The sequence below is a fragment of the Kitasatospora sp. NPDC057542 genome (genome assembly GCF_042801945.1).
In the GTDB taxonomy this organism is placed as follows: domain Bacteria; phylum Actinomycetota; class Actinomycetes; order Streptomycetales; family Streptomycetaceae; genus Kitasatospora.
Map to the genome: position 1 here is coordinate 1 of NZ_JBHVFE010000218.1, position 14346 is coordinate 14346.

At 72.3% G+C, this 14346-nt stretch carries 6 protein-coding genes; 1 reads left to right on the top strand and 5 read right to left on the bottom strand.

Features of this window, described 5'->3' with window-relative positions; all coding sequences use genetic code 11:
- Positions 1 to 96 precede the first annotated feature (96 nt).
- The 5 genes from ACFU7Y_RS25150 to ACFU7Y_RS25170 are packed head-to-tail and all read right to left on the bottom strand — an operon-like array spanning position 97 to position 11697.
- Complete coding sequence (locus tag ACFU7Y_RS25150) at positions 97 to 792, bottom strand: formyltransferase family protein (RefSeq protein WP_224273644.1); 696 nt, start codon at positions 790 to 792, stop codon at positions 97 to 99.
- Positions 789 to 2027 carry a cytochrome P450 gene (locus tag ACFU7Y_RS25155; protein WP_380769730.1) on the bottom strand — a complete coding sequence of 413 codons (1239 nt, stop codon included), beginning with the start codon at positions 2025 to 2027 and terminating at the stop codon, positions 789 to 791. Before ACFU7Y_RS25155 ends, ACFU7Y_RS25150 begins: the two co-directional genes overlap by 4 nt.
- Positions 2024 to 3805, bottom strand: a complete 1782-nt coding sequence (locus ACFU7Y_RS25160; RefSeq protein WP_380769731.1) for a beta-ketoacyl synthase N-terminal-like domain-containing protein — start codon at positions 3803 to 3805, stop codon at positions 2024 to 2026. The genes ACFU7Y_RS25155 and ACFU7Y_RS25160 overlap by 4 nt, the downstream gene beginning before the upstream one ends.
- 36 nt (positions 3806 to 3841) lie before the next feature.
- A complete protein-coding gene (locus tag ACFU7Y_RS25165) occupies positions 3842 to 5662 on the bottom strand; it encodes an amino acid adenylation domain-containing protein (protein ID WP_224273638.1) in 1821 nt (606 codons plus the stop codon).
- Positions 5659 to 11697: an acyltransferase domain-containing protein gene (locus tag ACFU7Y_RS25170; RefSeq protein ID WP_380769732.1), complete on the bottom strand. Its 6039-nt coding sequence runs from the start codon at positions 11695 to 11697 to the stop codon at positions 5659 to 5661. The genes ACFU7Y_RS25165 and ACFU7Y_RS25170 overlap by 4 nt, the downstream gene beginning before the upstream one ends.
- Positions 11698 to 12931: 1234 nt before the next feature.
- Here ACFU7Y_RS25170 and ACFU7Y_RS25175 point away from each other — a divergent pair.
- On the top strand, positions 12932 to 14278 hold the full coding sequence (locus ACFU7Y_RS25175; RefSeq protein WP_380769733.1) for an MFS transporter: 1347 nt from the start codon (positions 12932 to 12934) through the stop codon (positions 14276 to 14278).
- Positions 14279 to 14346 lie beyond the last annotated feature (68 nt).

Consider the following 14346-nt stretch of genomic DNA (forward strand, 5'->3'; position numbering starts at 1 on the left):
GAGTTGTGTGCGGGCCACCGGCGTTTGCGGGTCGGAAGGCCGTCGCCGCGCGACCGCCGCGACGGCCGTCACCGCGCGGCTTTCACCGCGCGGCCGTCACTCTTCGTGAAGTGCCCACGTGTGGCTCTCGACCTGCACCGACCCGGGCAGGGCGATGAGTTCGGGCTTGAACAGCGGCTGGGTGTCCATCGCGGGCTCCCAGGTCGCGAGCTTCTCGTCCTGGGGGACCTCGATCCGCCGGTCCGCGGCGAGGTCGTCGACCACCTTCAGCAGCAGCCGCACGCCGAGCGGCGCCAGGTGGTCGCGCCACAGGCTCTGCGCGGTCGAGCCCGGGGGCACGAACAGGTGCTCCTGGGCGGCGAGCGGGCCGCCGTCGGTGCGCTCGGTCAGGTGGTAGACGCTCCCGCCGGTCACCTTGTCGCCGTCGCGGATCGTCCACCGGATCGCGTCCCGGCCGCGGTGCAGCGGCAGCAGGCTGGGGTGGTAGCCGATGGTGGCGATGCCGGCCCTGGCGCGGGTCTGGCGGCCGAGGAAGGCGTGCGAGTGCGCGGCGACGATGACGTCCACCCCGTCCGGGATGTGCATCGCGCGCAGTTCGGCCGAGTCCGTCCAGGGGATGTCCCGGGGGAACGCCCAGGCGCGCAGGCGGTCCCAGGACATCGCGTCGCTCTCGTCGGACTTGCCCTTGCGCAGCCGGGGCGCGGCCGCACCGGCGATCTTGTGCCCCTTGTCCAGGAGGGCTTCCGCGACCTGCACCGCGAACGCCCCTTGTCCTGACATGTAGATGTTCATCCGCACTCCTTCAGTCCGGAGTGGTCGGGTCGGAAGCGCACCGGCATGGTGGAGAACCCGGTCAGGAAGTTGGACCGGATCGGCAGCGCCGCGGCGGTCTGCTCGAAGCCGAGGGTGAAGTCCCGCAGGGCCTTGAGGAGTTCGGCGATCTCCACCTTGGCCAGGTACGAGCCCACACAGAAGTGCGGGCCGTAGCCGAAGGCCAGGTGCTTGTTGGGGGTGCGGCCGAGGTCGAACACCTCGGGCCGCGCGAAGACCCGTTCGTCCCGGTTGCCGGAGGCGTGCCAGAGCGTGACGATCTCGCCCGGCCGCAGCCGTACGCCGTGCAGTTCGGTCTCCCGTTCGACGCTGCGCCCGAAGTGCATCGTGGGCGATGCCCAGCGCAGCACCTCCTCCACGGCGGTCTCGACCGCGACCTCGCCGTGCTTGAGCCGCCGCCACTGCTCGGGCCGGGCCGCGAGCGTGCGGACGCAGTCGATCATCGTCAGCCGGCTGGTCTCGTCGCCGCCGATGATCAGGCTGTAGCAGTTGAGCACGACGTCCTCGTCGGACAGCGGCACACCGTCGATGGAGCTGGCGATCAGCATGCTGATCACGTCGTCGCCGGGCGACTCGCGCCGCTCCTCGACGATGTCCATGAAGTACATCAGGATCTCGTTGCGGGCCATCTCGGAGTCGACCTCGTCGACGTCCTCGTCGTCGGCCGACAGCGCGGTCTTGGTCAGGGAGAGCAGGTAGTCCCGGTCCCGTTCGGGCACGCCGAGCAGGTTCGAGATCGTGGTCATCGGGATCCGGCCGGCGATCTGCTCCGCGAAGTCGCAGCCGCCGGACTCGACCGCCTCGCGGATCCACTGCCGGGTGTTGAGCCGGACCGCCTGCGCGACCTCGTCGAGCACCCTCGGTGAGAGCACCCGCTGGAGGATCTTGCGCAGCTCCAGGTGCCGGGGCCCGTCGGTGACGGCCAGCATCCGGCCGGCCCCGGCGTCGCCGCCCTCCAGGAGGGTGACGAGCACGTTGCCGCGCTCGGACGTGAAGTTCACGTTGTCCCGGTAGGTGGCCATGATGTCGTCGTAGCGGGAGAGCACCCAGAAGCCGCGGCGGCCGCCGGCCGGAGGGTTCCAGTGCATCGGCGCGGTGTCCCGCAGGGTGCGCCAGAACCCGTCGAGGTCGTGGTCCGCGAACGTGGCCGGGTCGCCCAGGTCCAGGGTGTCCAGTGCCGGAGTGCTCATGGTCACCAGTCCGTACGCCAGAACCGGCGGGGCTGGAACGGGTAGGTGGGCAGCGGCACGCGGCGGCTGGCCTCCCCGAGGTGCAGGGCGTCGAAGTCCACCTGCCGGCCGGTCACCCAGGCGGCGGCCAGGTCGGACAGGGCCCGCACGTCCCGGCCGGACGGCACGATCCCGTTGTCGTCGAGCGAGAAGGAACCCGGGTCCGTCTGCGGGGCGGCGGCGGTCGTGGTGACCGGGCCGCGGGCGTCGTCGGCCAGTGCCGCGATCAGCTCCTCGCGGCTGCGGACCACGGCCGCCCACCGGCGGCCCATCACCTTGCGGCCCAGGTTGAGGGTGAAGCAGACGTCGTCCAGGCGCAGGCCGGGGTCGGCCTCCAGCCAGTCCCGGAGCCGGGTGCGCTGACGGGCCAGCGCGTCGTCGTCCAGGGCGGACAGGGTCGCCAGCCGCGGCCTGCCCTCGTCCTCGGGGGCGCGCTCGGCGACGGCCGGCGCCTCCTCCAGCAGCAGGTGCGCGTTGTAGCCGCCGCCGCCGATCGAGGTGATGCCGGCGCGGCGGATGCCGGCCTCCGGCTCCCAGTGCGCGCCTTCGATCTGCGGCACGAAGGGGGTGCTGGGGAAGTCGAGGTCCTGGTTGACCTCCGTGAGGTTGATCGTCGCCGGGAGCGTCTTGTGGTACAGGGCCAGCGCGGCCTTGATCGCACCGAAGCCGCCCGACACCACGCCGCCGTGGCCGACGTTGCCCTTGACCCCGCCGATCGAGGTGGTCGCGGTCTGCTTCCCGAAGGCCATGGTCGCCGCGTGCACTTCGAGCTCGTCGGTCATCGGCAGGCCGAGACCGTTGGCCTCGTACATGGAGACGGTGTCCGGGGTGACGCCGCCCACCTCCATGGCGGCGGCGATGCACGCGCTCAGCCGCTCGGGCTGGGCCAGGCCGTACGCCATCGCGCTGACGCCGTTGTTGTTGACGGCCGAGCCCCTGACCACGGCGTAGACGTGGTCGCGGTCGGCGACGGCCCGGCCCAGCGGCTTCAACAGCACGGTGACGACACCGCTGGACAGCGCCGTGCCGGTGCCGTTGGCGTCGAACGGGCGGCAGTGGCCGTCCTTCGACAGGATGCGGTTCTCCTCCCACAGGTGACCGCGGGGGTGCGGCAGGCGGACCATCGCGCCGCCGGCGATCGCCATGTCGCTCTGGCCGAGCAGGAGCGACTGACAGGCCAAGTGCACCGCGTAGTGGAAGCCCGCACAGGCGGTGGCGACGGTGACGGCCTCGCCGGTGAGCCCCATGTAGTACAGCGCGTTGGAGGTCATGGTGTCCGGCGACCACGCCAGGCTGGCCTCGATCGCCTCGGGGCCGACCGACACCCGGTCCGGCGGGGAGCTGTAGAGCGCGGCGGTCTGCGGGTTGTTGGCGCCGTACATGCCGATCTCGGCCTTGAGCCGGTCCGGGTCGTAGCTGCCGTCCTCCAACGACTCCCAGGCGCTCTCCAGGAACAGCCGGTTCTCCGGGGTCATCGCGGCCGCCATCCGGTCGCTGATGCCGAACACCGACGGGTCGAACTTGTCGTACGTGTCGAGCACGCCGCAGGCCCGCACGTAGAACGGGCTGTGGATCAGGGTCTCGTCGACGTGGATGTCGTCCTTGGCCAGGAAGGACACGGTCTCCCGGCCGTTGACGAGGACGTCCCAGAACTGTTCCTTGGTGCGGGCTCCGGGAGCCCGTAGGGACATGCCGATGACGGCCACGTCACCCGGGTCGTACTCCTGCTCGGGGCTGTCGGTCATGGGGAAGCTCCTGCTTCGTGTCGGGTGGAGGGTGACTCAGCGGCCGGTGCCGCGGCCGCGCAGCGCGGCACGCCGGGCGCCGGCGCGCTCGCGGGCCGACTGGACCACCTCGGGGGTGGCGCCGCTGTCGTCGTCGAGCCAGCGGGCGAGGGAGGCGATGTCGCGGAAGCTGAAGAGGTCGGGCACCCGGACGCGGCGGTCGAAGCGCCGGGTCATCAGCCGGGCGAGGCGGACGAGCAGCAGCGAGTCGCCGCCGAGGTCGTAGAAGGCGGACTGCACGTCGATGGTGGACGGTTCGAGGTCGAGCAGCTGGCCCCAGATCTCCGACAGCGCGACCTCGGTCGGCGTACTGGCGGCCGTCAGCGGCCCGTCGGTGTCGGCGGCCGGCGGCTCGGGCAGCGCGTTGCGGTCGAGCTTGCCGCCCGGGCCCAGCGGGAGGGCGGGCAGGAAGACGAGCGTCGCGGGCACCATGTAGTCGGGCAGTTCGACGGCGAGCCTGCCGGTGATGGCGCTCTGGAGCGCGGGGTCCAGCCGGGGCCCGTCCTGCGGCGCGTCGTCGCCCGCGGGCACGACGTAGCCGACCAGCCGGTTGCCCTGGACGGCGGCGGCGGCCTCCCGGACCTCGGGGCACCCGGTCAGCCGGGCCTCGACCTCCTCCAGTTCGATCCGGTAGCCGCGCAGCTTGACCTGGTGGTCGGAGCGGCCGAGGAACCGGAGTTCGCCGTCCTCGGTGAACCGGACGACGTCCCCGGTGCGGTACATCCGCTCGCCGCTGCGGAACGGGTCCGGCACGAACCGCTCGGCCGTGGTGCGCGGCCGGTTGACGTAGCCGTGCGCGAGGCCGACGCCGCCGAGGTAGAGCTCGCCGGACTCGCCGGGCGGGAGCGGCCGCAGGTTCCCGTCGAGCACGTAGACCAGGTCGGTGGTGGTCGGCGGCCCGATCGTCGGCTCGTCGGTCCCGTGCTCGGGCACCAGCCCGAACGAGCAGAAGACGGTGCCCTCGGTGGGGCCGTAGGCGTTGAACACCCGGGTGGCGCCGGTCTCCCGGTAGGCCCGGTCCACCAGCTTGCGGCGCAGCGCCTCGCCGCCGAACACGATGGAGCGCACGTTCGGGGGCAGGGCGCCGGCGTCGAGCAGGCCGTTCATGACGGAGGGAACGACGCTCAGATGGGTGATCCGGTCCACGTACCGGCTCTCCGGCAGGTGCACGGCGCTCTCGACGAGCACGACGGCGCCGCCGCGGCACAGCGCGTTGAAGATCTCCATCACGGACAGGTCGAAGCAGACCGAGCTCGCCGCCGAGACTCCGCTCAGGTCGCAGCCCTCCAGGACGCGGTCCATCTCGGCGAGCATCGCCACCGCGCCGGCGTGCCGGACGGCCACGCCCTTGGGCCTGCCGGTGGAGCCGGAGGTGTAGATGACGTACGCGGTGTCCTCGGGCACGACCGCCACCGGCTTCGCGCCGGGCTCGGTCGTCACGCCCTCCCCGAGCACGACCACGGTCGGGCCGGTCGGGCAACCGGCCCGGGACGCGGGCGTGGTGAGCAGCAGGCGGGTCCCGCTGTCCTGGACCATGAAGGTCAGCCGGTCGGCGGGGTAGTTCGGGTCCAGCGGCAGGTAGCAGGACCCGGCGCGCAGGGCCGCCAGGACGGCGACGAGCAGGTCGGGGGTGCGCTCGACGCAGATGCCGACGGGGACGCCGGGGCCCGCGCCGTCGGCGACGAGCCGCTCGGCCAGCACCCGGGACCGCTCATTCAGTTCGCCGTAGGTCAGGACGCCGGCGTCGGAGTAGACGGCGGTCGCGTCGGGGTTCTTGACCGCCTGGGCGATGAACTCGGAGTGCAGGGTTTCGGTCACCGGTCCGTCTCCTCGGGGAGGCCGGTCGACGCGATGTCGCCGAGGGCCAGGTCGGGTCGGGCGATCGAGTCGAAGAGCACGGTGCGGTACAGCGCGAGCAGTGCCGTCACGGTCTGCCTTTCCAGGTAGCTCGGTTTGAACTGGACGTGGCCGGCCACCCTGCCGTCGATGTCGGCCATCGAGATTTCGAGGTCGAACTTGGCGAGGTGCCTGCGCACCTGAAGCGGTTCGAGCGGCAGCGCGCCGTCCGGCGTGAGGGTTTCGCCGACGCCGTGGAAGAGCTTGACGGAGCGGGGGAACGCGTCCGAGGACAGCCAGTTCACCACCACGTCGAACCACGGGGAGCGGCCCTCGGCCCGCGGCGGCTTCAGCTGGGAGGCCAGCAGGTCGAGGGGGTAGTTCATGTGCTCCAGGAGGCCGAGCGAGAAGGCGTGGACCTCGTGCAGCAGTTCGCGGAAGCTGCGGTCGCCGGCGGGGTTCGCGCGTACCAGCACGGTGTTGAGGTAGTAGCCGATGGCGGATTCCCAGCCGGGCTCGGCCCGTTGGGCGATGGCGGTGGCCAGCACCGAGTCCTCGGTCCCGGCCGCGCGGTTGAGCGTGGCGAAGAACCCGGCCAGGACGACGGTGCTGATCGACACGCCCTCGCGCACCGCGAACTCGCGCAGCAGGCGCGTCTCCTCGGCGCTCCAGCGGAACGCGATGTCGCGGCCCTCGTAGGTGACGCCCGGCGGCCGCTCCTTGCTGGAGAGGTCGAGGTGGGCGGGCGGGTCGGCCAGCTTCCGCGACCACCAGTCCAGGGCCGCGTCGGCCGCCGGTCCGGCCAGCCACTGCCGCTCCCACTCGACGAACTCGGTGTACGGGGCGACCGGCGCGCTGCGGGCGGGGTCGGCGCCTTCGTAGTACTCCTGGAGTTCGCGGATCATGACGTCGGCCGACGCCGCGTCCGACGCGATGTGGTGGACGAGCACCAGCAGGTAGTGGTCCGCCGGCCCGCGCCTCATGAGGACGATCCGCACGAGCGGCCCGTTGTCCATGTCGAGCGGCTCGTGCCCGTACTGGGCCAGTTCCTCGCGGGCCTGTTCGTCGTCCAGGCCGGAGGTGTCCACCACGAGGAACTCGTACACCGGTTCGTCCAGGATGACCTGGTACGGGCTGCCGCCCGCCTCGACGAAGACGGTGCGCAGTGCGGGGTGTCGGTCCAGCACGGCCTGGACGGCGCGCTCCAGCGCGTCCTCGTCGACCGCGGTGCGGATCCGGGCGGTCACCATGAAGTTGTAGGGCACGGCGTCCGGCGCGACCATCTGCATGAACCACAGCGAGGCCTGGCCGTGCGAGGCCGGCGCCACCCGGAGACCGAGGCCCTCGGCCCGGAGCTGCTCCAACGCCGGTGCGTCGGTGGCCTCCAGCAGCCCGCGCGCGTCCAGTTCCTCGACCAGCTCCTCGGCGTCCAGTTCGGACAGGTCCTCCAGGAACGACCGGATCTGCTCGGCCCCGAGGGCCGGGGCCGGGGCGGGCCGGGCCGCCGTGACCGGTGCCTGGGGTGCCTGGGTGGCTGTCGCGGGCGCGGCCGGTCCACCGGTGATCTCGACGAAGTGACCGACGACCTCGGAGATCGAGCGGCCGTCCAGGAACACCACCGGCGACACCCGGTGCCCGAACAGTGCCTGCATCTTGTTGACGAGGCGGATCGCCAGCATCGAGTCGAGGCCGAAGTCCCGCAGGCCGGCGGCCGTGTCGAACCTGCTCACCGGCACGCCCAGCGCGTCGGCGAGTTCGGCGAGGACGACCTCCGCCACCGGCCGCTGCGCCACCGGCTGCGTCTCCACCGGAGCGGCCGCGGCCGCGGCCACGGCCGCGGCCACGGGCACGGTTTCGACGGGGGCCGGGGCCGGTGCGGGTTCGCGGCGGGGCTCGGTGTCGATCCAGTAGCGGTCCTTCTGCCACTGGACGAGCGGGGTCTCCACGACCTCGACGTCGTCGGCGAACAGCGGGTCGAAGGTCAGCGGCAGGCCCCTGACGTACAGCGAGGCGGCGGCGCCCAGCAGGCAGCGGACGTCGCTCTCCTCGCGCCGCAGCGAGTTGACCGCGTGCACCTGGGCACCGCGGGACAGCCCGATCTCCTCGACCGCGCCGCGCAGCGTCTCGTGCGGGCCGATCTCGATGAAGGTGGAGACGCCCCGGTCGACCAGCGCACCGATCGTCTCGGCGAACCGGACCTGGTTGCGCAGGTTGTGCACCCAGTAGTCGACGTCGGCGACCGGGTTCACCGTGTCGGCCAGCGCCGTGGAGTGGAAGGGGATGGCCGGCGTCAGCGGGGTGATGCCCTCGATGCTCTCGCGCAGCGGCCGGATCAGCGGGTCCATGCCGGGGCTGTGCACCGGCCGTTCGACCCGGATCCTCCGGACCGAGATCCCGTCCCGCCGGAGGTCCGCCTCCAGGGCGTCGACGGCCTCGGGCGAGCCGGAGACCGCCGCGCTGGTGGGGCTGTTGACCACGGCGATGGCGGCGTGCTGCGCGTAGGGGGCGAGCCGCGGCTGCAGTTCCTCCTCCGGCAGGTCGACCGAGATCATGGCGCCCTCGTCGGCCTTGCGCTCCAGCAGGTGCGAGCGGGCGACCACGACGCGGGCGGCGTCCTCCAGGGACAGCGCCCCGGCCACGCAGGCGGCCGCGACCTCGCCCAGGCTGTGCCCGACGACGGCCGCCGGCTCGATGCCCAGTTCGAGCCAGACCTTCGCCAGCGAGACCTGGAGGGCGAACAGCACCGGCTGCTGGAAGTCCATCTCCTCGTACCTGGCCTCCTCCGCGGGGGCGGCGAGGTGGTCGAGCACCGAGAAACCGCCGGCCGCGCGCACGGCGGCGTCGCAGGCGTTCATCCAGGTGCGGAAGCCGGCGTGCGAGCGCAGCAGCTCCCGGCCCATGCCGACCCACTGGGTGCCGCCGCCGGAGAACACCAGCGCCACCCGGCGGTCGGTGCTGCCGGAGACCGTGCCGGTGACGACGTCGGGGTGCGACTGGCCGGCGGCGACCCGGGCGAGCCCGTCCAGGACGTCCTGCCGGTTGCGGGCGAACAGCGCGATCCGGTGGCTGTGATGGGTGCGCCTGGCGGCGAGGGTGTAGGCGAGGTCGCAGACCCGCAGGCCCGGGTCGCGTTCGAGGTGGTTGGACAGCTCGCGGCAGGTGTCGGCCAGCGCGCCCGTGGTGCGGGCCGTGACGGGCACGAGGTGCAGCTGCTCGCCGGCCGCGGCGTCGCCCGGGCTCGGCGCGACGTGCCGTCCCCGGTCGCCGGCCAGGAAGGGGTGGGCCGCGACGGGAAGCCCGGCGGTGTACAGGGCACCGAGTGAGCCGAGCAGGGTCGAGGCTTCGTCGGCGCCGCGCCGGAGCGAGGGCAGGGTGGCCGCCGGCAGGATCTCCGACACCGACTTGAGCAGGACGGGGTGCGGGCTGAGCTCGATCACCGCGTCGATGTCGTGGTCGCGCAGGTTCGTCAGGGCGTCGACCACCCGGATCTCGCGGCGCAGGTTGTCCGCCCAGTAGTCCGGCCCGAGCTCCGCGCCGTCGACGAGTTCGCCGGTGACCGTCGAGATCATCGGGATGCGGGTGGTCCGCGGCCGGATGCCCTCCAGTTCGACCTTCAGCGGGGCGAGGACGTGGTCGACCAGCGACGAGTGCGGGGCGTGGCCCATCCGCACCCGGTGGTTGGTGACGCCCGCTTCGGTCAGCCGCCGGACGAGGTCGTCGATCTCCTGCGGTGTGCCGGTGACCAGGGTGGAGTTCAGGCCGTTGTAGCCGGAGACGGTGAGCCCGCCGGTCAGATGGGGCCGGACCTCGTCCGCGGGGGTCATCACCACGATGCCCTCGCCGCGTCCCACGGCCAGCTGCTGGAGGAGCCGGCCGTGGTGGGCGGCCAGGCGGGAGGCGTCGTCGAAGTCGAGCGCGCCGGCGACGTGGGAGGCGGCGAACTCGCCGACGCTCTGTCCCAGGACGACGTCCGGTTCCACCCCCAGCGAGCGCCAGGTCTCGGCCAGCGCGACCTGGAGGGAGAACAGCAGCGGCTGGAACACGTCCATGTCGTCGAGGCGGCCCTCGGGGGACAGCAGCTGCTCGACGAGCGAGAAGCCCAGCAGCTCCCGCATCCGCCGGTCGGACTTCATCATGGACCGGCGGAACACGGGCAGGCCGGCGAGCAGTTGCCGGCCCATGCCCACCCACTGCGAGCCGTTGCCGGAGAACAGGAACGCCACCCGCGGCCTGCCGTCGGTCTTCTCCCCGACGCTCAGTCCGGGGGCGGGCGTGCCGCTGCCGAACGCGTCGAGACCGGTGCGGAGTTCGGCCATGTCGCGGGCCGTGGCCGCGAGCCGGAACGGGCCGTCGCCGGGCGTCCGGCGGCAGAGCGCGCGCAGGTCGTTCCCGTCGCGCAGCGCCCGGGCCTGCTCGGCCAGCGCCTCGGGGGAGCCCGCGGCCAGCAGGAGGAGCGAGGCCTCGGGGCGCGGCAGTTCCTCGACGGCCACGTGACAGATCGCGCCGCCGAACCCGAACGAGCTGACGCCACCGCGGCGGGCGTCGGACCGCCGCGGCCACGGCGTCAGCCGGTCCTGGACGGTCAGGTTGTACTCGTCGAACATGATCTGCGGGTTCGGCGCGCTGTAGTGCAGGCTCGGCGGCAGCACGCCGTTGCGCATCGACATCGCGAGCTTGACCAGGCCGACGATGCCGGCGGCCGCCTCCAGGTGCCCGACGTTGGACTTGACGGAGCCGAGCCGCAGCGGCTCCGCACGGTCGCCGCCCAGGACCGCGCCGATGGCGTTGGCCTCGATCGGGTCGCCGAGCGGCGTAGCGGAGCCGTGGCACTCGACGTAGTCCACGAGGTGCGGTGCGATGCCCGCCCGCTGGTACGCGGTGCGGAGCATCTTCTCCTGCGCCTGGGGGTTGGGCGCCGTCATGCCGTTGCTCAGACCGTCGTTGTTGGAGGAGCTGCCCTTGATCAGGCAGTACACCGGAAGGTCGCGCTCCAGCGCCACGCTCAGCGGAGCGAGCACGACCACGCCGGCGCCCTCACCGCGGACGTAGCCGTTGGCGCGGGCGTCGAACGACTTGCAGCGGCCGTCCGGGGCGAGTGCGCCCATCTGGTCCATGGCGGTGTAGTAGTCGGAGACGAAGCTCAGGTTCACGCCACCGGCCAGTACCAGGTCGCTCTCGCCCAGCTGGATCGACTGGCATCCCACGTGCACCGACACCAGCGATCCGGCGCAGGCGGCGTCGATGGCCATGCTCGGCCCCTGCAGGCCGAGGATGTAGGAGACGCGGTTGGCGATGATCCCGTCGTGCATGCCGGTCGCGGTGTGCGGGGTGATCTGGCTGTCGGGGCCGCGGTAGTGCGCCAGGGCGGCGTAGTCGCCCCAACAGGAGGCCATGAACACGCCGGTGTCGCTGCCGACGAGGCTGTGCGGCGCGATGCCCGCGTCCTCCAGGGCCTCCCAGGACAACTCCAGGATCAGGCGCTGCTGAGGGTCCATCTGGACGGCTTCGCGGGGCGAGATGCCGAAGAACAGCGGATCGAACCGGTCGATGCCGTCGATGAACCCGCCCCAGCGCACCCGGTCGTTCAGGAGATCGCGGCGCGCGGCCGGCACCGGCCCGACGGCGTCGCCGCCCTCGACCAGCAGCCGCCAGAACGAGGACGGGTCCGGTCCTCCGGGGAACCGGCAGCCGATGCCCACGATCGCGACGGGCTCGTGCGAGGGCTTGCGGCGCTCGGCGCCCGGGGCGGGCTCCGCGGCACGCGGACCGTCGACGAGGGCGCGGGCCAGCCCGTCGACGGTCGGGTACTGCCACATCCAGGTGGCCGGGACCTGCCAGCCGAGGAACTCGGACAGGGAGGCCGCGAGGTTCACCGACTTCAACGAGTCCAGCCCGTACCGGTGCATCGGCGCCCAGCGGTCCACCGAGTTCGCGGACAGGTCCATCAGCTCGGCAAAACGGGATAGCAGGAAATCCGTTACGGCGGATATGTCTCGCGCTGCGCGCTCTTGGGGCATGGCGACTCCCTCAGCAGGGCGGATGGAAAGGACGGTGGAGCTTCACGGCAGGCCAGCGGGGGGGGGTAGGTTGATGTCCGGGCAGCCGAAAAGGGGCGGATCGAGGCGTGAAGGACCTCTCGCCGCACCGATTGTCGCGGTGGAGCCGGCGGGCGGCGTGAGGACGGGAGCGGCGTTTTCGGTCTCCGCGTTCAGAGCGAACGGGAAATCCGGTGAAGCGGGCGGGAACCACGGTTCGGGCGACGCCGTTTCACCCTGCCGGCACGGCTCGTTCCGGCTGCCGGCGATGAACCCCTCGATGATTGGTTCTGTGCGTCGTTCCCGTCAAGGACCGGGAGGCCGGATCCGGTGCGCGCTCGCAGCCTTCTTCGGCAGTTCGGGGCCAGGGTGCGCGCGGTCAATGTCGTGGTCGAACCGTCCCTGGGCCGCCTGGGTGCGCGTCTGGGGCGCCGGGCGTCCGGCCGGCGAGACCCTGGGCCTGGACATGTCATGAATGGGCTTGCGGTCGGGCAACGCTGCTCCTCTCGTGGCAGGAAGAAGGGCTCGAAGTGCCGACCGCGCGACGCGGCAATGCAGGGTGAGGGTCAGGGGCTTCGGGGTTGTTCGAGTGATCGCACATCGGCGACTCACCAATCAGCGGCTCACTGTGGAATTCTCGCCGACGCGTGCGGCTCCTGCCGATCGGCCTGCCAGGCAATTCCGCTGCCGGGGATTGCGCAGCGCTGGTCTCTGTCATCCGCCCGTGGTGCGCAGAGGTGTACCGACTACGAGTGCATCGACTACAGGATTGCGCACTTCGAGGGCCGGTTGAAGCGGTGGCGGGATTTGATCGCCAAAGTGTCCGATTCGATCTCCTCGGGTGGGACGGATGTGCGGAATCGCCGGCCCCGCGGCCGAAATCAGCCGCCCCGACCGCGGCGGTCCGCACCAGGGGCGAAGGCGCCCCGGCTCGGCGGCGCCTCGCCCGCTGCCGTCGGGCTCCGGTCGATGGTGGGCGAATGATTCCGCGGAGCGAGCACTGCCGGTATCATGCGCGCCGGGCGGGGTGGACAGCGGATGAGCGACCAATGCAAGCTGGCCGCATGGCAGTTGAGAAACTTGATGCAGCATCGGACAATGCCGACAGCTCCTTAGCCGGGCGTTTCCCGCAGTGCCGTGTGCCGTCCACCCGGCCGCGGCGAAGCGACCCCCCTGGCCGGGCACTCGCCGGCCGCGACCTCGCGGGCAGGCCCGCATGACCGACACCGCGATCGAGCGGGTCAGCCGGCCGGGGCTGGCGCTCGGGGTGCTGGCCGGGGCGCTCGCACTGGACGTGAGCGGTCTCGGAGTGCTCAACGCCGCCCTGCCGTCCGTCGGAGAGCGCTTCCACCTCGACGAAACCACGCTCCAGTGGGTCATGACCGCCTACGCCGTCACGTTCGCCGGCTTCCTGCTGGTGGGTGGCCGGCTGGCCGATGTGCTCGGGCGGCGGCGGGTGTTCGAGGTCGGTGTCGCCCTGTTCACCGTGTCCGCGCTGGTCGGGGCGGTGGCCCCGAACACCGCGACGCTGCTGGGGGCGCGCGCCGTCCAGGGCATCGGCGCCGCCCTGTCCGGGCCGGCCGCGCTGGCCCTGCTCACCGACACGTTCCCGGCCGGCCCGGCGCGCAACCGGGCCTTCGGGGTGTACGCGGCCGTCGGCGCCGCGAGCTTCAGCGGCGGGGTCCTGCTGGGCGGCGTCCTGACCGAGTTCTTCGGCTGGCGTTCGGTGCTGTGGTTCTCGGTGCTGCTGGGACTCGGCGTACTGGCCGCGACGCGCATCGGACTGCCCGACGGTGCCGGGCACCGCGGTCGGCTGGACCTGCCCGGCGCGATCACGGGCACGCTCGGCCTCACGCTGCTCGTCGTCGGCGTGAGCAGCGGCGGCGCGACGGCGTGGATCATCCTCTGCGCCGCGGTGGTCTCCCTGGTGCTGTTCGTCGTGCGGGAGCACCGCACCGCCGACCCGGTGCTTCCGCTCGGCCTCTTCCGGATCGGCTCGGTCCGGGAGGCGAGCCTGGCGGCGTTCCTCCAGTACATGGGCTCGGTCGGGATGCTGTTCTTCGCGCCGCTGTACCTGCAGGGCATGCTGCACTACTCGCCCTTCGAGTCCGGTGTCGCGCTGGTGCCCATGTCCCTGGCCGTGTTCCTCACCGCCAACTTCGCCACCGGTCGCCTGCTGGCCGCGTACTCCCCGCGAACGCTGATGGCCGTCGGCCTCGTCCTGATCGGTGTGGGTACGGGGCTGTGGCTGGGCACGCCGCAGGACGGCAGCTACGTGCTGCACGTGCTGCCCGGTCTGGTGGTCAGCGGCATCGGCCAGGGGCTGAACTTCCCCTCGATGACGTCCGCCGGCCTCTCCGGTGTCCCGGAACGGCAGCACGCCGTCGCCGGCGCGGTGAACGTCGTGACGCAGCAGATCGGCGCCAGTGCGGGCGTGGCGGTGATGGTTCTGGTCGCGGCGACCAGCGGGGACCAGCTCGCCGGCTACCACCTCGCCTACGTCACCGCCGCCGTCGCGTGCGTCCTGGGCGCGGTGGTCATCGCCGTGCGGCGGCAGGCCTGAGCGTCCCGGCCGGTCGAGGTCGATGGCCGGGAAGTGGTACCGGTGCGCGGTTCGCCGCGCACCGGTAC